This window comes from Amycolatopsis sp. NBC_00345, from assembly GCF_036116635.1.
Taxonomy (GTDB): Bacteria; Actinomycetota; Actinomycetes; order Mycobacteriales; family Pseudonocardiaceae; genus Amycolatopsis.
Genome location: NZ_CP107995.1, coordinates 2,062,241 through 2,083,159, shown reverse-complemented (window position 1 = coordinate 2,083,159; position 20,919 = coordinate 2,062,241). Strand labels below are relative to the sequence as shown.

The following is a 20,919-nucleotide window of genomic DNA, read 5'->3' as shown; positions in this document are numbered from 1 at the left end:
GACCACGGCAGAGAATGCCGCGGAGGACGGGAGAATGATGGTGAGAGGTGACGACCGCCGAGTCGTGATCACCGGGATCGGCGTGGTGGCTCCCGGTGGGCTCGGCACGAAGCAGTACTGGGATCTGCTGACCAGTGGCCGCACGGCCACCCGCGCGATCTCCAGCTTCGACGCGACGCCGTTCCGGTCCCGGGTGGCCGCCGAATGCGACTTCGACCCGCTGGCCGCCGGGCTGAGCCGGCGGCAGGCCCGGGCTTGGGACCGCACCACGCAGTTCGCGGTGGTCGCGGCGGGCGAGGCGGTGTCCGACAGCGAGGTGCTCGACGGGCTCGACCCGGTCCGCACCGGGGTCATGCTCGGCACCGCGTGCGGCATGACCATCAGCCTCGACAACGAGTACGCGGTGGTCAGCGACGAGGGCGCGGCCTGGCTCGTCGACGAGCGGCACGGCAGCCCGTACCTCTACGACTACTTCCTCCCGTCCTCGATGGCGAAAGAGGTGGCGTGGAAGGTCGAGGCGGAGGGCCCGGTCGGGGTCGTGTCCACCGGGTGCACCTCGGGCATCGACGCGGTCGCGCACGCGGCCGACCTCATCGCCGACGGCTCGGCGGACGTGATGATCGCCGGCGCCTCGGACGCGGCGATCTCGCCGATCACCGTCGCCTGCTTCGACGCGATCAAGGCGACCACCCCGCGAGACGACGATCCGGCGACCGCGTGCCGGCCGTTCGACCGCAGCCGCAACGGGTTCGCGCTCGGCGAGGGGGCCGCGGTGTTCGTCCTGGAGGAACTCGAGCACGCCCGCCGCCGTGGCGCCCGGGTGTACGCGGAGATCTCCGGGCACGCCTCCCGCTGCAACGCCTTCCACATGACCGGCCTGCGCGAGGACGGCAAGGAGCTCGCGGAAGCCATCGGGGCCGCGCTGGGCACCGCCCGGCTCACGCCCGCGGACATCGACTACGTCAACGCGCACGGCTCGGGCACCAAGCAGAACGACCGGCACGAGACCGCCGCGTTCAAGCGCAGCCTCGGCGAACACGCCTACCGCACGCCGATCAGCTCGATCAAGTCGATGATCGGGCATTCCCTCGGCGCGGTCGGTTCGCTGGAGATCGCCGCCTGCGCGCTGACCATCGAGCACGGGGTGATCCCGCCGACGGCGAACCTGCACGAGCCCGACCCCGACTGCGACCTCGACTACGTGCCGCTCGAGGCGCGGGAGGCGCGGGTGGACACCGTGCTGTCCGTCGGCAGTGGGTTCGGCGGCTTCCAGAGCGCGATCGTGCTGGAGAAACCCCGGTTGGGAGAACGATGACCACCGCAGTCGCCACCATCCGCCCGCTCGTCACCGGGCTCGGCGTGGCCGCGCCGAACGGGCTCGGCGCCGAGGAGTACTGGGCCGCGACCCTGCGCGGGGTCAGCGGCGTCGGCCGGATCAGCCGGTTCGACCCGGCCGGCTACTCCACCCAGCTCGCCGGCCAGGTCGACACCGACTTCACCGGCCGGCTGCCGAACCGGCTGCTGCCGCAGACCGACCACATGACCCGGCACGCCCTGCTGGTGGCCGACGAGGCGTTCGGCGACGCCGGGGCCGATCCGGCGCAGCTGCCCGAATTCGCCGCCGGCACCGTGACCGCGGCGTCGGGCGGCGGCTTCGAATTCGGCCAGCGCGAGCTGCAGGCGTTGTGGCACAAGGGAAACGCGCACGTCAGCGCCTACCAGTCGTTTGCCTGGTTCTATCCGGTCAACACCGGGCAGATCTCCATCCGGCACGGCCTGCGCGGGCCGGGCAGCGCGGTGAGCGCCGAGCAGTCCGGCGGGCTCGACGCGGTGGCCAAGGCGCGGCGCAACGTGCGCACCGGCACCCCGCTGATGCTGGCGGGCGGGGTGGACGGCTCGCTGTGCCCGTGGTCGCTGGTGTGCATGATCCGCTCGCGCCGGCTCAGCACCGGCACGGACCCCCGCACCGCCTACCGGCCGTTCGACTCGGCGGCGGCGGGATACGTCCCCGGCGAGGGCGGCGCGCTGCTCGTGCTGGAGGATCCCGCAGCGGCCCGGCTCCGCGGCATCGACCGTCCCTACGGCGAGATCGCCGGGTACGCGGCGACGTTCGACCCCCCGCCCGGCTCGCCGCGCCCGCCGGGCCTGCGCCGGGCGATCGACCTCGCGCTCGCCGACGCCGAACTCGGCCCCGACGGCATCGACGTCGTTTTCGCCGACGCCAGCGGGGTGCCCGAGCTCGACCGGGCGGAGGCCGAAGCGCTGGCCGCCGTGTTCGGCCCGCGCGCGGTGCCCGTCTCGGTCCCCAAGACGATGACCGGGCGGCTGCTCGCCGGCGGCGGCGGGCTGGACCTCGCCACCGCCTGCCTGGCCCTGCGCGACCAGGTCGTGCCCGGCGCCGTGCACTTGGCGAACGACCGCTTTCCCGAGCTGCTCGACCTGGTGCTCGGCGAACCACGCCCGGCGAAGCTCCGCGCGGCGCTGGTCCTCGCGCGCGGATACGACGGATCCAACGCCGCGGTGGTCGTCCGCGCGGTGTAACCCCGACGAGAGAGAAAGGGACGAGGTTCCATGACCGAATTCACCCTGAAAGACCTGGTGGAAGTGCTCGTGGAGTGCGCGGGCGCGGACGAGGGCGTCGACCTCGGCGGCGACATCGCCGGCGTCGCGTTCGACGAACTGGGCTACGACTCGCTCGCGTTGTTCAACACGGTCGGCCGGATCGAGCAGCGCATTGGCAAAGCCCTCCCGGACGACGTCGTCGGCGAGGTGGCCACCCCCGGCGACCTGCTCCGGGCGATCGACGAGGCGATGCGGCAGAAAGTCTGAGCTGGGTTGGGGAAAACGCTCGGCCGGGATTGTTCTGGCCGAGCGTTTTTGTCGTGGCGGTCGCTATATGGAGATGTTTTGTTCACTCGATTTGGTGACGTTTTTGGTGGGTGGCGTCGGTAACATTATGGGGTGAGCTGTTATGGGGATTCTTCTTCCGATTTGTTGTCTCGGATTCATGAACGGGCTATCCGGGTGGCGCAGCTGGAGGCCGAGCAGGCTGCTGATGTCGCATTGTTCGCGGCGACGGGCGGGTCTGCCCGGTCGGTGACGGCGGAGCTGGCGTTAGAGCTGTCGGTGACAGAGCGACGCGCTGGGGCCGATGTCGCGTTGGCGCAAGCATTGACAACCCGGTTACCGGAGACGTTCGCGGCATTCCAGCGCGGGGAGATCGACGCATTTAAAGCGCGAATGGTATTCGAGCCGACGATCGCCCTGTCCGACGAAATGGCCCGTCAAGTCGACACGATTATCGCGACCCGGCTGGCGGGGAAGAATCCATCATCGTTACGGGCCGCGGTGAATCGGGTAGTGCAGAAAGTGGATGCCGAAGGATACGAGCGAAGATCCCGGGCGCGACGGCGCGACCGTAACATCTGCCTGATTCACCAGGACGAGACCATGTCCACCCTGCTGTGCGATCTGCCCGTCGAACAAGCATCGGCGATCTACACCACCCTCGACCACCAAGCACGGAAGCTCCGCCGCGGCGGTGAGGTCCGGACTTTGGATCAACTGCGTGCGGATGTCCTGGTCGATCGGCTGCTGAACCGGGCGCCGGGTGACAGTGGCGTCAAGCCCGTTGTCTACCTGTATGTGGACCTTTTGACGCTGGCCGGGTTGAACGAGGATCCCGCCGAGTTGTCGGGTTGTGGCACGGTTCCGGCGTGGCTGGCGCGGACACTCGCCGCAGACTCGAACTCGGTGTGGCGGCGGATCATCACCGAACCCGACACCGGACAGGTCCTCAGCGTCGGCCGCACCCGCTACCGGCCACCAGCCGCCCTCGCCGACCTCGTGCAAGCACGGGACCGGGTGTGCCAGCACCCCGGCTGTCATCGTCCCTCGCAGTACAGCGACATCGACCACACCCGCGACTTCGCGCAAGGCGGCCACACCGCCGAAGACAACCTCGGCCCACGCTGCCGACGACACCACCGCCTCAAAGACGAACCAGACTGGACCTACACCACAGCACCCGGCGGCGAGGGCACCATCACCACACCGACCGGGCGGGTGTACACGACAACACCACCACCACTGCACGAAAGCCGGGCGAGAGACGCCGCGGGCGAGGCCGGGCACGAAGCAGCCGCCTGACCCCGACATGTAGCGAGCAGGCCCGGGGTTTGGCGGCGAGGCCATGGACGGGGGTGGCGTCGCGGAACCACCGCAGCACCAGCACTGCCTGCCGATACGAGTGCCCCGATGCCGACGTTCGACACGCCGCGTCCCGGCGACGAACAAGGCTCACTCGCGCGCCACATCAAACGTGGCACCACAGGAAACCACGTAGGGCCCCTGGACTCCAAGACTCGGTCTTCACAAACCCAGCCCTACCAGCGGCCCCACACCTCACCCCACGACAACACACACCCCACCCAGCCCACTGAGAAGAACTCCATGTGGCGCAAACCAGCCAGAGCCACCAGCCACCGGGCCGGGCCGGAGCGGGTCCGGGTCCAGTTCAGGCCGGCACCTCCGCCAACTCCACCGCGGCGAACGGCGCGGGATCGGCCGTGGTCAGCTGCCGCAGCTCACCGATCCGTTCGGCGAATCCGGGCGAGGACACGGCGGTCCGGTGCGCGTCCGGGTCGTCCCAGTGCGCGATCTCCACGTAGATCTGGGGATCCTTCTTCGACCGGTACAGCTGGTGCGAACCGTAACCCGGCTGGGCCTTCATGAATCCGTGCAGGCGGGCGAGCACCTGCTCGAACTCGACGGGGTCGCCGGACACCGTGAAACGGTTGATGAAGGTGAACATGTTCTCTCTCCCTAGTGGACGGTATCAAGTACGGATGACTTGCTGGGTCAAGGTTTCTCCGCGGAGGCGTACTGCTCGCGCAGTTCGCCCCGCCGGACCTTGCCGGTCGGCGACCGGGGGATCGCGGGGACGAATTCCAGGTGCTCGATCCGTTCGTGCCCGGCCACCCGGGCGTTGACGAACGCGGCCAGCTCGGCTTCGACGGCCGGGCCGCGGGCGACCACCAGCGCGTGCGCCACCGCGCCGCTGAGCGGGTGCGGATGGTCGAAGACCACGCAGTCGGCCACCGCCGGATGCCCGCGCAGCACCGCTTCGACCAGCGCCGGGGACACGATCTCGTTGTCCCGCTTGAACAAGTCCTTGATCCGGTCGACGATGAACAGGTCACCGGAGGCGGCGAACCGGGCGACGTCCCCGGTCGGCAGCCAGCCGTCCGCGGTCAGGTCCTCGCCGGGTTCCCGGCCGAGGTACCCCTTCATCAGCTGCGGCCCGCGCAGCTGGAGCTCCCCGGTCTCCCCCATCGGCACGACCACGCCGGTTTCCAGGTCGACGATCCGCGCCTGCGCACCGGGCACCGGGACGCCCGCCGAACCGCGGGGCACGACGGCGCCTTCGCGCAGGTCGGCGAGATGGGTGATCGGCGAGGTCTCGGCCATCCCGAACCCCTGCGCCACCGGCACGCCGAACTGTCCGGAAAGGACTTCGGCGGCCGACGGCGACAGCGCCGAACCCCCGGAGAGCATCGCCCGCAGCGACGGGATCCGCAGCGAGGACAGCGCCGGGTCGCCGGCCAGCTTGGCGAACCTCGCGGGAAGACTGTAGAAGTGCGTCGCACCCGCGCGCGCCGCGGCCCGCACCGCCTCGGCCACGTCGGGCTCGGCGCACAGCACGTGCGTCGCGGCCACCGCGGTGCCGATCGTCAGGTGCATGATGTGGAACGCCGGCAAGTGGTTGAACAGCACCGAAGTGGCGTCGAGCCGGTGGCCGTAGGCGGTCTGCGCGGCATTGACCAGCAGGTTCCGGTGGGTGAGGCGGACCGCCTTCGCCGGGCCGGTGGTCCCGCTGGTGAACTGCAGGCACGCCACCGCTTCGATGTCCATAGTGGACTCGGGAAGCGGCCGTCCCCGGCCCTCGCGCACCAGCTCCGCCAAGCTGGGCAGCCCGGCCTCCTCCTGGGTGGTCACGATGAGGCGCAGCGCCGGGAGCGTGCCGAGCAGTGGCTCGATCCGGCGGTACGCGGCCGCGGGCAGGATCGCGGCCTCCGCGCCGGACAGCCGCAGCACGTGCGCCAGCCGGTCCGGCGGCAGCAGCGGGTTGACCAGCGCCGCGGTGTTACCCGACCTGGTGATCCCGAAGAACCCGAGCGCGTACGCCGGCGACAGCTCCATCGCCATCGCCACCGTCACGCCGGATCGGCCCAGCCGCTGCCGCAGGGCGGCCGCGAGGGCGTCGGTGTCCGCGTCGAGTTCGGCATAGCTGATCGCCGATTCCGGAGTGCGCAACGCCTCCCGTTCCCCGGCCGCGGCGGCCGCGCGGGTGAGCAGGTGGTCGATGCGCGGGCCGTGCAGCAGGTCGCCGAGCACCTCCAGCGGCGGACCGGAAAGCGCGCTGACCGCGGTGCCGGTGTCGGACGTCATGATCGGCTGCCTCCTGTGCTGAGCGACTCCGGTGAGGCTCGGGGACCGGGCTCGGCGGCGGATCCAGGTCCGGTCGAAACCCGCCGCCCCGCCGGGCGCGCCCTCCACCCGGCTTCGGCCGCCCATCGAGTCGGCACCGGCACGCTCGAGCGACCCGCTCGCACCGCGCCTGGAGGAGACCGATGAGTGGCACGAGAAACGACCCGACCGACGTCCTCGTGGTCGGCGGGGGGCCGGCCGGGCTCACCGCGGCCCACGAGCTCGCCCGGCGCGGCCTGCGCGTCCGCGTCGTCGACCAGGCCGCCGCGCCCGCGGTCACCAGCCGCGCCACGGCCACCCACGCGCGCACCCTGGAGACCTACCACCAGATGGGCGTGCTGGACGAGATCCTCGCCCGGGGCCACCGGGTCGCGAACTTCTCCATGCACCTGCGCGGACGGCGGCTGATCCGGTTCGGCACCGACTACTCCGAGCTGCCCACCCGGTTCCCGTTCACCCTGCAGATCGACCAGGTGCTGACCGAGCAGGTGCTGCGGGACAAGCTCGCCACCCACGGCGTGGCCGTCGAATGGTCGGTGACGCTGGCGGGGTTCGAGGACACCGGCGCCGAGGTGGTGGCGAAGCTCCGGCACGCGGACGGCCGGGAGGAGACCTGCCGGGTGCCGTGGCTGGTCGGCGCGGACGGGGCGCACAGCACCGTCCGCAAGCGGCTCGGCCTGCGCCTGCTCGGCGACTCCACGGAGAAGTGGCTGATCGCCGACGCGCACCTCGACGTGGACCTGCCCCGGGACAGCCTGCACTGGATGCACACCGGCCGGGGCACCATCCTGCTCGTCCCGTTCCCGGAGCCGGGGAAGTGGCGGCTGCTGGACACCGCGGACGCCACGACCTCCGACGAGCCGGAGGTCGTGCGGGCCCGGCTACAGCAGAAGATCTCCTTCGCGCTGCGGCGGAAGGTGCAGGTCGCGGAACCGACCTGGATCTCGGTGTTCACCATCCAGCAGCGGATGATCGAGCAGATGCGGGTCGGCCGGTGCTTCGTGGTCGGCGACGCGGCCCACGTGCACAGCCCGGCCTCCGGCCAGGGGATGAACACCTGCGTGCAGGACGCGGTCAACCTCGGCTGGAAGCTCGCGGACGTGCTGCGCGGGAACGCCGCCGAGGAACTGCTGGACAGCTACGAAGCCGAGCGCGTCCCGGTCGGGCAGCTCCTGCTCGGTTCGACGAAGACGGCGACCGCGCTCATCGCGCTGCGCAACGTGCTCGCCCCGGTGCTGCTGCCGATCGGCCTCGGCGTGCTCAACCGGCTGACCCCGGCGAAGAAACGCGCTGAGCGCAAGATCCTGCGCGGCATGTCCGGCCTCGCCCAGAACTACGCGGCGAGCCCGCTGACCGCGCCGGGACCGGCCCCGTCCGCCGGCGGGTTCGCGCCCGGCGACCGGGTCGGCTGCTCCGCGGAGACCGCACAGGCGTCCGCGGGCTGGACCGCGCTCTGCGAGGGCCTGACCGATCCACGATGGACACTGCTCGCCTTCGGCGCGGCCGACGAGGACGAGCTGATCCGCGTCGAGAAGCACTACGGCGGCGCGGTCGCGGTCCGCCGGGCCGGCGGGGCGGACCTGCCCGATCCCGGCGACGCGCTCGCCCGGTCGTTCGGGCTGGCCGGCGGCGGGTTCGCGCTGATCCGGCCGGACGGATACCTGGCGGCCAGCACCACATCCACGGCATCGCCGGAGGATCTGCTGACCGGCGCCCACCTGCTCGCGCGGGCGTGACCCCGCGGCGGCGCCGGACCGGCCGGCGCCGCCGCGAGCCCGGCGTCAGAGATCGTCGCGGGTCACCTTGCGCGCCGACACCAGCAACCGGCCGTCGACGCGCACCAGGACGTCCGTGCACACGCACACCCGGTGCAGCCGCGGTTCCTGTCCCTTGAACGTGCTGAAGACCAGCGCGTAGCACCGGACGTCAAGGGCCCCGTCGTCCCGGGTCTGGACATCGACCATGCCGTGCCAGTGCCGCTGGGTCTCCCCCGCGGCCGCCCGTTCCTCCACCGCCTTCGCCACTCCCGCGGCGAGGGCCGCCCGCCCGCGGATCGGCTCCGGCATGGTCGGCGCGTCGAACGTGCCGTCCTCGGCGAAGGTCTGCGCCCACTCCCGCGCCTGGCCGGAGTCCAGCAGCTGCATGTGCCGGGCGTAGAACTGCTGCACCTCCACGTAGAGGCTGCCGGACGCGGTTTCCCCCGGCTGGGTCAGCTGTGCGGTCACGATGCTCTCCGTTTCCCTGATCTCACGAGGATTCTCGGCGCCCAGCGTGCCCGGACCGAGTCGAAGGGCACTGGAACGGCTGTGGAACGGCGTCGTCAACCCGGGTTGGAGCCACCTTCAAGCGCGGGTGGACACAGTGGGTCCGAGGCAGCCATGCGTTGGCACAGAAAGGACGACCGGTGTCGACATCGACCAAGCACACCACGGAGGAGAAGCTCCTCATCCACGCCCCGATCGACGTCGTGCGCGAACTCGTGCTCGACGTCGAGAGCTGGCCCCAGCTGCACCCGGCCGCGATCCACGCCGAATACCTCGAGCGCACCGCCGAGAGCGAGCTGATCCAGCACTGGTCGCTGGTGGACGACCACACCGTCCGGACGTGGCGGGCCCGCCGCTGGAGCGAGGACGACGGCGCCCGGATCGTGTTCCGCCACGAGCCGGTCGCGGCGCCGTTCGCCATGATGGGCGGCGGATTCACGTTCGAGCCCCGGGAAGACGACAGCACGCTCGTCCACATGCACCACGAGTTCGCGCTCCTGAAGGAGGACGACGCGCTGGCTGCGGGCCGGCTGGAGGCCATGAGCCGCGGCAGCGGGGTCTATCTCGAAACGTTGCGGTACGCCGCGGAGAACCGCGAGGAACTGTCCCAGAGCATCATCTCGTTCGTGGATCCGCTCTTCATCGCGGGGGCGATCGAGGACGCCTACCAGTACCTCTACGAGGCCGACAAGTGGCCGGAGCGGATCCCGCACGTCAAGGCGCTGACGCTCGAGGAGCCGGCGCCCGGCATCCAGTTCTTCGACATGGACACCGTCTCCGGGGACGGGGCCGCGCACACCACGCGTTCGGTCCGGATCTGCCTGCCGCACCACAAGATCGTGTACAAGCAGATCAAGACCCCGCCGATGCTGGCGGCGCACACCGGGCACTGGGAGTTCGTGCGGACGCCCGAGGGCGTGGAGTCGCGCGCGCGGCACACCGCCACGATCATCCCGGACCGGACGCACCTGCTCGGCGAGGGCACCACCGTCCAGGGGGCGCGGAACTACCTGCGCCGGGTGCTGGGCACGAACAGCCTCGGCAATCTCCGGCTGGCCAAGGAGTACGCGGAGACTCGCGCCGGTTTCTGATGCTCTGAAAGGAAGATCGGGGCGGGTGCCGCGGCACCCGCCCCGATTTCTGTTGTCTGCAAACCGCGTTCAGCCCGCCGCCGGCAGCTCGTCGGTGCCCGACGCGGCCGCGGAACGGAGCACCTCGTCCCGGGTCATCCCCATGAAGTGCACGATCACCTCGTGGTTGGTCGAAGCGGCCACCGCGTCCGCGCCGGTGCGGTAATAGAGGTCGAGGGTGACCGGCCGGGGTTCCAGCGGAGGCTCCTCCCCGGCCCGCAGCGCCGCGTGGATCGCCGGGACGTCGTAGTCCAGCCGCACGTCGCGGCGGAGGAAGTACTCCTCCCCGCGCACCCGCACGACCGGCAGGTCCTCGGCCGGCCCTTCGGCGTCGTCCGGGTGATAGATCGGCTGGGTCAGCAGGTCGTAGCCGAAGAACGCGTCCAGCACGCCCGCCGCCTCCGGCTTCGCCCGCGGCAGGATGTTCTCGTCCCACCATTTCCGGAGCAGCCGTTTCGCCTGCGGGTAGCCGTAGAGGTAGCCGATCGCCTCGCCCAGCACGTCACTGCCGCCGATGGAGCGGATCGCGATCTCCTTCAGCACCACGGCCGCCTCGTCGTCGCAGCCCGAGACCCAGCGGTCGAGGTCGCGCAGCACCTGCGACTGGGTGACGTCGGCGAACTCGCGCAGGCCGATCCAGATGTAGCGCAGGACGGCGTTCTCCGCGACCACCCGGGCCCAGAACATGAACCGCGCCATCTCCTGGTTCTCGGCGAAGGTCATCGTGTCGTGCGCGAGCACGTATTCGAAGTCGTCGTTGTCGCCGCGGACCGAGATGATCCCGTACCCGTCCTTCTTGTCCGCGTACTCGGTGTTGGGCAGCAACAGCAACGGGTACACCGCGATCCGCGACACGTGCCGGGCGAGCTTGTCGTATCCCGTCATGAAGGATTCGACGGTCTCCCCCGGCGCGCCCCAGATCAGTTCGGCGTAGCAGTCCAGGCCCTCCTGCTCGAGCCACTCCGCCAGGTCCTCCCAGGCGTTCACCTTCATGTTCTTGCGGTTCATCGTCGCCAGCGCGTCGCCGGAAAGCGTCTGCAGCGCGAGGGTGAACGAACTGCGCATGCCGGCCTGTTTCATCTTGCGCACGATGGAGAAGAACGTCTTCGACTTGTTCTTCGCCCACGACGTCTCGAGCGCCCGCGGGTAGCCGTACTGCTCGCGGATCTCGATCAGGTCGTCGACGAACTCCTCGTCGATCGGCAGCAGGCCGAAGTTCGAGTCGCACGCGACGATGGTGTGCACCTTGTGCTTGGCGTACACCTCGAGTTCCTGGCGAAGCCGCGCCCGGGAGAACGCGCGCATCCGCTGCCCGGTCGCGCCGCCCCAGTAGCAGAACGAGCACTTGTACGGGCAGCCGCGGTTGGTTTCGATCAGCGCGACGTCGTAACGGAACCGGCCTTCGTCGTCGGTCAAGTCGATCGCGCCGGTCAGCACGGGCGACGGGATGACGTCCAGGTCGTCGATCCGCTCGCGGTCCGCGGTGGTGCGCACTTCCCCGGTCGCGGTCTGGAAGGAGATCCCGGTGATCCGGTCGAGTTCCCCCTTCGGCACCCCGGCCCGGCGAGCGCGCAGCAGGTCGCGGAAGATCAGCTCGCCCTCCCCGTTGACCACGACGTCGACCTCCGGGTACAACCGGAACACCCGCTCGGCCTGGTTGGCCACGTGCGTGCCGCCGAAGATCACCCAGCCGTCCGGGTACAACTGCTTGTAGGTCTGGGCCAGCGCGCCGAAGGTCTCGAAGTTCCAGCCCAGCACGGAAAACGCCAGCACGTCCGGCAGCGGGCGGCCGTAGAGCTCGTTGGCCATCTGGGTCCGGGTGAGCCCGCCGCGGTAGTTGACGATCTCGATGTCGAACGCCGCCCGCAGCTCGTCGTCGGCCAGCGCGACCGATTTGAGGTACCCCGCGGCCAGCGGCATCGACTCCAGCGACATGTTCCAGACCCCCTGCTGGACCAGGTAGACCGGCCGGCGCGCGTCGCCCGGCCCCGGGCTGGCAGGAGCGCGCCGGACGCGCGGCACGGGCTCCTCGTGCTTCTCGTGCTTCTCGTGGCGGGCGGGCACCGGCGTTATCGGCAGTTCAATGGCCATGCTGACGAGCACTCCTTCGCGTCGGCGAGCGCGGCCGGTTCCACCTGGCCGGGACCTGGGTCACGCTCGCACCGCGCCGACGAAGACCACTCAGAAGCCACTTGAGGACAGCGCCTGGGGACTTGAGCGAGCACCCCGCCGGGCGACTGTCTCGCTCGAGGAACGGTCCGTCGGATGTGTTGCGCTGTGGACACCATGCGGACGCTGACTCCCCGCGGGCCGCCGGTCAGGGCGGGATCGCCCGGTTCAAGATCCCCCGCGCGGTGCGGTTCGTCGAGCCGGGGCGGTGGCCGATGTCCGCCACGAAGATCAGCAAACGGGCGCTCCGGGCGCAGCTGCCGGAAGCGCCCCGGCCGGCCTCGACCCGTCCGCCGCCGCGCTGATCACCCTCGCCGTCAACGCCGCGGTGTCGGCCCTCGACTGGGACGGCATCGACCGGGCAATCCGCGGCGCCCTCGACGCCGGCGTGGCGTGCACACCCTCATGGAAGGTTCCCGTCGCGTCGCCGGCATCCTGCGCGAACGCGGCGAGACGGCGCTCGACCAGCCGCTCGACGCGGATCGCGCGGCGCTACGCTCACGCATGCAAGGCGACGACCCTTACTGGAACGACTTCGAGCGCGAAGTCCCCGGATTCCTCGACGCGTTGCTGCGCCTGTCCCCCGAAGCCTACGAAGCGTTCTTCGCCTACACCGCCGTGCCCTGGCGCACCGGCGCGGTGCGGGGCCGGGTCAAGGAACTGATGTCCATGGCCGCCGACGCCACCCCGGCCCACCGCTACCTGCCCGGCGTACGGCTGCACCTCGCCAACGCGGTCCGGCTCGGCGCGGGCCGCAGCGCGGTCCTTCACGCCCTCGACATCGCGGCCGCGGCACCTCCGCATCCGGGAGTCCCCGCCGCACACACGTGCCCCTGAGCGGAAACCCGGCCGGGCGCTCTCAGTTCCTGTTTCCGTAGGACTGCTCGCAGGGATAGCCGTCCCGGTCCGCGTCCCAGCTCAGCGGGTAGCCCGCTTTCGCCCATGCGCTGTAGGCGTCGCTGTACGAGTAGCCGTCGGCCAGCAGCCGTTGGCACGGGGTCGAAGCCGGGGCGGCCGGCGGCGGCCGGATCACGGTCGTCTGCGGCTGGACCACCACGACCGGCGGAGGCGGCGCGGTCACCGTCACCGGGGCGGGCGCCGTCACGGTCGTCGGCGCGATCTCCTGCCCGGCCGCCGGTTGCGACGCAGGCGCCGCGAGCCCGGGCACGGCGGTGCCGCACCCGGCGAGTCCTGCCGCCGCGAGCACCAGTGCCGGTACCGCCCAGCTCATCCTGTTCATGTCGTCGCCTCCGTGTAGCCGGTGTTCCCGTACCCCCCAGTCGGCGGACCCGCCCGGGATGCAACAGGAAACGGCGGCCGCGGCCCGATGGGTCCCGATCCGTTACCCGGCGTTCCGGCCCGGCGGAATCGTTTGCCAGTAACGAAAAAGCCACTCATCCCGGTGCGGCACCGCCCGTGCGGCACCGCGCGCTGTTCGTGCCGGCGGCGATCGCGGGCACCGGCCGGTCACCGCTGCGTGGTCGCGGCGGTCGCAGCCAGTCGTAGCCGGCTGTGCTGCAATCAGCGCGGCAAGGCAGGCTGATCACACCGCCGGGCACGGGACCGGCGTTACCGGGGGAGAGCTGATGCAGGTCGTGTTCGGCGTGATCACCACGGTGCTGACGGTGGTGTTCGTCTTCCTGCTCGCCGGACTGGCCCGCCGGATCCTCGGCGCACCCGTCGGCTGGTTCCGCGCCATCGTGTTCGGCATCGCCTCGATCGGCATCGACTCGTCGCTGCTGGGCTACGTGGCCGTCCGGGCCGGCCTGATCGTCGACGGCCGGCTGGCCGTCGATCCGCTCGTCGGCATGCTGATCGCCACGCTGTCGGTGGCCTGGATGTTCGTGCTCGGCCTCGCCGCGCTGGTGATCGTGGAAATGATCCTGCCGACCGGCAGCGTCCCCCATCCGATCGAGCTGCTCGGCCGGTGGCGGCGGCAGCGCCGGCGGGCCCGTCGCTACACCGTCATCGTCGGTATCGCCGCCCGGCACGGCCTCGGCCGGTTCGTGCGGGCCGGCGCGCGGTTCGGCCGGTCCAACGGCCAGGCGGGGCCGGCGACGGCAGTGGCGCTGCGCAAGGCGCTGGAGGGGGCCGGAGTCGCGTTCGTCAAGCTCGGCCAGATGCTGTCCACCCGGCGTGACCTGCTGTCCGCCGCGTTCATCGACGAGCTCTCGAAACTCCAGGCGCAGGCGCAGCCGGCCCCGTGGTCGGACATCGAGCCCGCGATCGCCGCCGCGCTGGGCCGGCCGATCGACGAGGTGTTCACCAGCGTCGAGCCCGAGCCGCTGGCGGCGGCCTCGGTCGGCCAGGTGCACCTGGCGCGGCTGCACGACGGCCGGGAGGTGGTGCTCAAGGTGCAGCGGCCGGCCGCGCGCCGCCAGATCACCGCGGACCTGGACATCATCCTGCAGCTGTCCCGGCGGCTGGACCGCGTGACGCAGTGGGGCCGGTCCATCGGGATCCTCGGCCTCGCCGAAGGATTCGCCGGCTCACTGCGCGAGGAACTCGACTACACCGTCGAGCTGGACAACACCCGCGCGGTCGCGGCCGCCCTCACCGGGAACGAGCGCATCACCGTCCCGCAGACCTTCGCGGACCTGTCCGCGCCGACCCTGCTCGTCATGGAGCGGCTGGACGGCACCCCGCTGACGGCGGCGGCCGGCCTGCTGGCCGGGTTCACCGCCGAGCAGCGGCACGAGCTGGCCACCCTGGTCCTCGGCTCGGTCCTGCACCAGATCGTGGTGACCGGGATCTTCCACGCCGACCTGCATCCGGGCAACCTGCTGATCCGTCCTGACCGGACCGTCGGCCTGCTCGACTTCGGCTCGGTCGGCCGGCTCGACCGGCCGGCGCGGACCGCGCTCGGCTTGCTGCTGTTCGCCATCGACCACGACGACCCGCTGGCCGCGACCGGAGCGCTGGTCGAACTGCTCGGCCGGCCGGACGACATCGACCAGCGGGCGCTGGAGCGGTCCATCGGCGAGCTGATGGTCCGCTTCCGCGGTGGCCTCGGCACCCAGGGCACCATGGGGGTGTTCAACGCGCTGTTCAAACTCATTCTCGCGCACCGCTTCGCCGTGCCGGCGCAGGTCGCCGCCGCGTTCCGCGCGATGGCCGCGGTCGAGGGGACCGTCACGCTGCTGTCCCCCGGTTCCGACCTGCTCGGCATGGCCCGCGAGCAGGCCGGCGAGCTGATGAAGGCGGTGACCGCGCCGGCCGAGATCCGCCAGACGCTGGAGAGCCAGCTCGCCAACCTGCTGCCGATCATGCAGCGGCTTCCGCACCGCATCAACAAGATCACCGAGGACCTGGAGCAGGGCCGGTTCACCATCCAGGTGCGCGCGCTCGCCGACCGCCGCGACCGCGCGTTCATCACCGGCCTCGTGCAGCAGGTGATGCTGACCATCCTGGCCGCCGCCGCGAGCGTCAGCGCGATCATGCTGCTGACCAGTGACGCCGGTCCGGCGCTCACGTCGACGGTGCGGCTGTACCCGCTCCTGGGCTACACGTTCCTGTTCATCGGTTTCGTGCTCGGCCTGCGGGTCCTGGTCCGGGTCTTCTTCCGGGGACCGACGGAGTAGCGCGGTGGCCGGTCAGTGCGGCCGGGAGAGATCACCGGGCTTGAAGGCCCGCACCGTGTCGGTGACGAGCTTGTCCAGGTCCGTCTTCCGGGCGGCCGGGTAGACCCAGCGCAGCCCGGCCGCCGAACCGGCTCCGACGGACTCGTGCTCGTAGTAGATCTTGCCGTCGCCCTGGTAGCCGGAAACCGTGTAGCCGTCACTGTCGGCGGACTTGAAGGTCACCCGGCCGCCGTTCCCTTCCAGCGAGGTGACCAGCTGGGCCAGCTTGTCCGCCGGCCGGCCGGCCGAGTTGGTTCCCCACACGTAGAGCATCGCGCCGATACCGTCATCGCTGTACGTCATCCCCGCGCCGTTCTCCGGGGTCCACGCCGACGCGGTGTAGCCCGGCGGCACCTGCGTGGTGAACCCGAAGCGGGAGTTCGTGTACGTGGCCCCGTCACCGGACTGTCCCGGCGTCGATGGTGCTGTCGAAGAAGCGGACGGCGCCGTCTTGCCCAGCATCGTCAGGAACTTCGGCAGCAGCAGGTCTTCGAGTCCGGCGTACGGCAGCACCACGCTCTCGCTCCCGGCCGCACTGGCGCAGCCGAGCACGTACCAGAGGATCTCGAACTCCGCCCCGGTCTCGGTGAACCCGAACGTCGAGGCCGGCACGTGGTCACCGCCCCCGGGCAGCTCCGCGGCGTCCATGCTGACCTGCCGCGTCGGATACCCCTCGACCGTGGGCACGGTGCAGAAATCGCCCGTGTAAGGCGTCAGGCGCTGGGTCAGCGTCCGCATGCCGGCGGCCGTCAGGATCTCGGGCCGGAACATGTCCTGGGGGCCCAGCACCTTTCCCGTGGTGAGGTCGACGGAGAACGCTTCGGGGAACCGCCACGTGGTGTGGCCCAGCACGTCCGAGTCGAGATCATGGTTGTACCGCACGGAAAGCACGCTCGGCGTCCGCAGCAGGATCCGCGCGGACGAGTGCAGCGCGGCCGTTCCGTCCTCCTGCCGGATCCGCTCGACGATGTCCGGGTCGGCGATCCCGTCCCGCACCGCCTTCAGCCGCTTGTCGATCGGCGCGCGCAACGCGTCGTTGATCCGTTGCCGGAGCGCGGCGTCCGGGCCGCCGGACACCTGCGGGTACTGGAGCTCGTAGCTGATCGGCAGCGCCTGGTCCCGGCCGGACAGGGTCTGCATGGCCACCGACAGCGGCGGGGGCGGCGGGGCGGGCGGGTCGTCCCCGCGCTGGAAGACCACCAGCCCGCCGGCGACCAGCCCGCCGACGATCGCGACCGCGATGGCGATCTTGCCCGCCACCGTCGCGGTCACCCCGGCCCCGGTGCTCGTGGCGACCCCCGCCCCGGTGCCCGCCGCCACGCCTGGCGCGGTGCCCGCCGCCACGCCGGTCCCGGCGCCGGCCGCCGCGACCGGTGCGGCGGCCGTGCCGGCGGCCGTCAGGAGCGCCAACGGGGTCAGCGCCGTCAGCGCCGCGGCCGAGGCGGCCAGCCGCTTCCAGCCGCGCTTCTCCCAGTTCTTCCCGTAAGCCTTGCGGGCCACGGCTTCCAGCTCGGTCACGAAGGCGTCCGCCGTCGCCGGCCGCCACGCCGGGTCCTTCGCCATGCCCCGCGCGATCAGCGGGCGCAGCGCCTCGGGCACCGCTTCCAGCGGCACCGGCGCTCCCCCGTGCATGGCGCGCAGCTGCTCGCTCGTGTCCGCCTCGAACGGCCGGTGCCCGGTGACGCACTGGTAGAACACGCACGTGGCCGCGTACACGTCGGTCGCGGGCAGGCCGGGCCGGCCCGCCCACTGCTCCGGCGCCATGTAGGACGGGGAACCGGCGGTCAGTCCGTTGTGGCCGTCCAAAGTGGCCAGTCCGAAGTCGACCAGCTTCGACGCGCCCTCCCGCGACACCAGCACGTTCCCCGGCTTGTAGTCCCGGTGGACCACGCCGACCGCGTGCGCGTCGGCGAGGCCGAGCAGCGAGCCTTTCAGGATCGTCAGCGCCGCCTCGGGCGCCAGGACGTTCTCCGCCGCCAGCAGCGCGCGCAGCGACACGCCGGGCACCGCCTCCATGACCAGCGCGGCCCCCTGCGGCGTCTCGACGAAGTCGAAGAGCCGGACCACGTGCGGGCTCCGCACGCCGGACAGCAGCCACGCCTCCTGCCGGAGCCCGTCCGCGATCCGCGCGTCGGCGAGGAACTCCGCGCGCAGGTACTTGATCGCGGCCATCTTCCCCGAGGCCTCGTGCTTGGCCAGCACGACCTGCCCGAAACCGCCGGTGCCGAGCACGTCCACCTCGGTGTACCCGGGCACACGCCAGGTGTCGCTCATCCCCGCCGCTTCCCCTCGCTGTGCCCTCGCCTCGCGGAGGGCAGCCGACCCGGATCCACCGGCTCCGCCGCCCGGATGTGGCATCCTATCCACAATTGTCACACTTGCGCCGGGGCTTCGGAAGAAAAGCCGCGCCGAGCCCGGCCGGCCGAGCCGCGGCAAGCGACCTGCGCCGCCGTCACAGGCAGTATCCGGCAGGGCACGGCCGGGCGATAGCGGGCCGTCGACCCCCGCGTGGCAATTCAGGCGAAAGTGTCACTCTTGACTGGTGGGGGCGTTACCCTCGGCGCCGCGTCTGGTCCGGTTCCACCGCGCTACGCAGCCGCTGTCCCTTATGCTCCGGCCGTTCTCGCCGACTTGAGAGGTGCTCCATGTCCGCTCGCGCACTCCCCCTGCTCGCCACGGGCCTCGCCCTGCCGGTCGCCCTGTTGATCGCCGGCTGCTCGGGCGGGAGCGGCACCTCGGGGGCCACTTCGAACAACGCCTCGCCACCGGCCGGGTCCTCCGCCTCCGACACCGCGGCGACCTCAGCGACCTCGGAGGCCAAGCCCCCGACGAAAAAGGAGGGCGACGACGCGGTCGGGCGGTACGCGACCTATCTGCACGCGATGGGCAACGAAGACGTCACCACGGCCTGTGAGATCGGCAGGGACGCCGCCAAGAAGTCGGAGGACGACGGCTTCGGCCCGTGCGAACAATCGCTGCTGCTCACCTTCCAGATGTACTCCGCTTCGGAGAAGGCGGCCTTGCAGGGCGCCACGGTGGACCGGTCCCTCGTCACCGAGTCGATCACGCAGGTCCATATCCCCGCCGAAGCGGTCAAAGCCGATGCCGAGCTCACCGACACCGAACTGCCCGAGGCCACCATGGAACTGCGCGAAGGAAAGTGGTACCTCATCAAGTGGTGAGTGCCCCGCCGTCTCGTGCGGGCCTTATTCACCACACCCCTCACACGGACCGGAATACCCGGCCACGACCATTCCCGTGGCCCGTGACCGCGCCTTGACCTGCGCTTATGACGGAGTTAGCCGCGTCACAGTCGCCGGGTGAAACAAGCCGGCGAGGCAGGAACAGCGGCGGGGAACGTATATCGTCGCGGGCGAGCTGCGGCGGGCAATGGACGGCGCGCGGGCCGAATACCCGACCAAGGTCGGTGGTCGCCGGGATGGGGACATGATAATCGTGCGGACGCAATGGGCCTCGTTGTCTTCGTGGTGCCGGGCGGCGGCGGCGCACTCCGTCCTGCTCGCCTGCACCGGCGCCGCGGCGCTGGCCTCCCTGGTGGTCTCGGTGCCGACGGTGTGGTCGCTGGTCGAGGAGCAGAGCTACGCCGAGGCGCTGCAGGCCGGGATCCTGATGACCATCGCGACGGTCCTGCTGTGCGTCGGCGTGGTCCGCCGGACCCGGGCCGGGCTGCGCACCCGCACCGAGCTCGCCGTCCTGCTGGGCGCGCAGGCGCTGGTGACGCTGACGCCGTTCTTCTGGCTCGGGCCGCACTGGCAGGGCGCCGACATGCTGCTGGGCTGGCTGATCCTGATCGTGGTCCGGCCGCCGTGGTCCTGGCTGTTCTTCCTCGCCATCGTCGCCCGCTCGGCGCTCATGTGGATCACCGAGAACTGGACGTTGAACGCCTACGCCGCGGTCGTCATGCTGCTGTCCGGCTTCCTGCTCCAGAGCCTGCTCAGGATCGGCGACCTCGCCGGCAAGCTCAGCAAGGCCAGGAACTACATCGCCACGCTCGCCGTCGCGGACGCCCGCGCGGAAATGTCGCGCGACCTGCACGACGGGCTCGGGCACAGCCTGGTGTCGATCAGCCTGCGCGCCGAGCTCGCGGAGCGGCTGGCCGAGGAGGACCCGCCGGCCACCCGGCGGGAGCTGCGCGAGGTACGCGGGATCGCCGACGAGGCGCTCCGGGACATGCGCGCGGTTGTCCAGGGCACCCGCAAGGCCGGCTTCGACCGCGAGCTGGCCGGCGCCACCGGGCTGCTCGAAGCCATCGGCACGCGGTGCGAAGTCCAGGTCGCCGGTCCGCCGGACGCCGACGCGGAGGAGACGCTGGGCTGGGTGCTGCGGGAAGCCGTCACGAACATCGTGCGCCACAGCGAGGCGAGCTTCTGCACCATCGTCCTGGGGCTCCACGACGACCACTTCTGCCTGAAGATCACCAACGACGGCGCCCACGGTGAGTCGATCTCCCACGGCGGGCAGGGCCTGGAGGACCTGTCCGCGCGAGTGCGTGAGCGCGGCGGCTCCCTGACCGTCGAGCTGCTCGACGACCGGTTCACCCTGCAGGCCGCGGTCCCCTGCGCCTCGCGGACCGCCCCCGCCCCGGAGCTCGAAGGAGCGAGCCGGTGATCCGCGTGCTGGTGGCCGAGGACATGCGCGTGGTGCGGGAAGCGCTGGTCGCGACGTTGGACTCCGACGAGGACATCGACGTCGTGGCCCAGGCCGAACGCGGCGACGAAGTGGTCCCGCTGGCCAAGCTGGCGGAACCCGACGTGGCCGTGCTGGACCTCGGCCTGCCCGGCGAGACGGGACTGCAGGTCTCTGCCGCGCTGCGCCGCGAACTGCCCGCCTGCCGGGTGCTCGTGCTCACCGCGCTCGAAGGCCCGGGGACGGTGCGGGAAGCGCTGTCCGTCGGGGTGCGCGGCTTCCTTCGCAAGGGCGCTTCGCTCGCCGAGCTGGTCGACGGGATCAAGAACGTCCACGCCGGCCAGCGCGTGATCAGCTCGGACCTGATGGCCGCGGCCATCGAAGTCGGGGACAACCCGCTGACGCCCCGTGAGCGGAGCGTGCTGCGGCTGGCCGCGCGCGGGCTGAGCGCCGACCAGATCGCCCTGCGGCTCAACCTCGCCGAAGGCACCGTGCGCAACAACCTCACCCGGGTCATCGCCAAGCTCCAGGCCCAGAACTGGGTCGACGCCGTCCGCGTCGCCGAACGCGTCGGCTGGCTCTGACCCCCGCGGCGTGCGC

At 71.2% G+C, this 20,919-nt stretch carries 17 protein-coding genes; 11 read left to right on the top strand and 6 right to left on the bottom strand.

The annotated features are described in order from the left end of the window. Window positions 1-34 precede the first annotated feature (34 nt). The 4 genes from OG943_RS09225 (at window position 35) to OG943_RS09210 (ending at window position 4,149) form a co-directional block, all read left to right on the top strand. Entirely contained in the window at window positions 35-1,315 is a 1,281-nt protein-coding gene (locus OG943_RS09225; protein ID WP_328609288.1) for a beta-ketoacyl-[acyl-carrier-protein] synthase family protein, read from the top strand. Further along, complete coding sequence (locus OG943_RS09220) at window positions 1,312-2,541, top strand: ketosynthase chain-length factor (RefSeq protein WP_328609287.1); 1,230 nt, start codon at window positions 1,312-1,314, stop codon at window positions 2,539-2,541. Before OG943_RS09225 ends, OG943_RS09220 begins: the two co-directional genes overlap by 4 nt. A 30-nt stretch (window positions 2,542-2,571) precedes the next feature. Further along, entirely contained in the window at window positions 2,572-2,829 is a 258-nt protein-coding gene (locus tag OG943_RS09215; protein ID WP_328609286.1) for an acyl carrier protein, read from the top strand. Between the two features lie 195 nt (window positions 2,830-3,024). Further along, window positions 3,025-4,149 (top strand): HNH endonuclease signature motif containing protein, encoded by a 1,125-nt coding sequence (locus tag OG943_RS09210; protein ID WP_328609285.1) that lies wholly within the window; start codon window positions 3,025-3,027, stop codon window positions 4,147-4,149. A gap of 367 nt (window positions 4,150-4,516) precedes the next feature. Here the strand turns inward: OG943_RS09210 and OG943_RS09205 are convergent, their stop codons facing one another. Continuing rightward, a complete protein-coding gene (locus OG943_RS09205) occupies window positions 4,517-4,813 on the bottom strand; it encodes an antibiotic biosynthesis monooxygenase family protein (RefSeq protein ID WP_328609284.1) in 297 nt (98 codons plus the stop codon). A gap of 47 nt (window positions 4,814-4,860) precedes the next feature. Then, on the bottom strand, window positions 4,861-6,450 hold the full coding sequence (locus OG943_RS09200; RefSeq protein ID WP_328609283.1) for a class I adenylate-forming enzyme family protein: 1,590 nt from the start codon (window positions 6,448-6,450) through the stop codon (window positions 4,861-4,863). A gap of 182 nt (window positions 6,451-6,632) precedes the next feature. On the opposite strand from OG943_RS09200, the gene OG943_RS09195 reads away from it, so the two are divergent. Then, the gene (locus OG943_RS09195; protein WP_328609282.1) at window positions 6,633-8,225 is read left to right on the top strand and encodes an FAD-dependent oxidoreductase; all 1,593 of its coding nucleotides are present in this window, start codon (window positions 6,633-6,635) and stop codon (window positions 8,223-8,225) included. A gap of 45 nt (window positions 8,226-8,270) precedes the next feature. On the opposite strand, the gene OG943_RS09190 is transcribed toward OG943_RS09195, so the two are convergent. Next, a complete protein-coding gene (locus tag OG943_RS09190) occupies window positions 8,271-8,714 on the bottom strand; it encodes a nuclear transport factor 2 family protein (RefSeq protein WP_328609281.1) in 444 nt (147 codons plus the stop codon). A 179-nt stretch (window positions 8,715-8,893) separates the two neighbouring features. On the opposite strand from OG943_RS09190, the gene OG943_RS09185 reads away from it, so the two are divergent. After that, window positions 8,894-9,844, top strand: coding sequence for an aromatase/cyclase (locus OG943_RS09185; protein ID WP_328609280.1), 951 nt, complete (start codon window positions 8,894-8,896; stop codon window positions 9,842-9,844). A gap of 69 nt (window positions 9,845-9,913) precedes the next feature. Here the strand turns inward: OG943_RS09185 and OG943_RS09180 are convergent, their stop codons facing one another. After that, window positions 9,914-11,974, bottom strand: a complete 2,061-nt coding sequence (locus OG943_RS09180) for a KedN5 family methylcobalamin-dependent radical SAM C-methyltransferase (protein ID WP_328609279.1) — start codon at window positions 11,972-11,974, stop codon at window positions 9,914-9,916. Window positions 11,975-12,457: 483 nt separating this feature from the next. On the opposite strand from OG943_RS09180, the gene OG943_RS09175 reads away from it, so the two are divergent. Beyond that, complete coding sequence (locus OG943_RS09175; protein ID WP_328609278.1) at window positions 12,458-12,889, top strand: carboxymuconolactone decarboxylase family protein; 432 nt, start codon at window positions 12,458-12,460, stop codon at window positions 12,887-12,889. Window positions 12,890-12,911: 22 nt separating this feature from the next. Here OG943_RS09175 and OG943_RS09170 read toward each other — a convergent pair whose 3' ends face one another. Continuing rightward, a complete protein-coding gene (locus OG943_RS09170; protein ID WP_328609277.1) occupies window positions 12,912-13,292 on the bottom strand; it encodes a hypothetical protein in 381 nt (126 codons plus the stop codon). Window positions 13,293-13,638: 346 nt separating this feature from the next. On the opposite strand from OG943_RS09170, the gene OG943_RS09165 reads away from it, so the two are divergent. Next, a complete protein-coding gene (locus OG943_RS09165) occupies window positions 13,639-15,633 on the top strand; it encodes an ABC1 kinase family protein (RefSeq protein ID WP_328609276.1) in 1,995 nt (664 codons plus the stop codon). A 12-nt stretch (window positions 15,634-15,645) separates the two neighbouring features. Here OG943_RS09165 and OG943_RS09160 read toward each other — a convergent pair whose 3' ends face one another. Next, entirely contained in the window at window positions 15,646-17,946 is a 2,301-nt protein-coding gene (locus tag OG943_RS09160; protein WP_328609275.1) for a protein kinase domain-containing protein, read from the bottom strand. A 371-nt stretch (window positions 17,947-18,317) separates the two neighbouring features. On the opposite strand from OG943_RS09160, the gene OG943_RS09155 reads away from it, so the two are divergent. The 3 genes from OG943_RS09155 (at window position 18,318) to OG943_RS09145 (ending at window position 20,903) form a co-directional block, all read left to right on the top strand. Then, on the top strand, window positions 18,318-18,854 hold the full coding sequence (locus tag OG943_RS09155) for a hypothetical protein (RefSeq protein WP_328609274.1): 537 nt from the start codon (window positions 18,318-18,320) through the stop codon (window positions 18,852-18,854). A 265-nt stretch (window positions 18,855-19,119) separates the two neighbouring features. Beyond that, on the top strand, window positions 19,120-20,301 hold the full coding sequence (locus OG943_RS09150) for a sensor histidine kinase (RefSeq protein WP_328609273.1): 1,182 nt from the start codon (window positions 19,120-19,122) through the stop codon (window positions 20,299-20,301). Further along, complete coding sequence (locus OG943_RS09145; RefSeq protein ID WP_328609272.1) at window positions 20,298-20,903, top strand: response regulator transcription factor; 606 nt, start codon at window positions 20,298-20,300, stop codon at window positions 20,901-20,903. Before OG943_RS09150 ends, OG943_RS09145 begins: the two co-directional genes overlap by 4 nt. The last annotated feature ends 16 nt before the right edge of the window (window positions 20,904-20,919 follow it).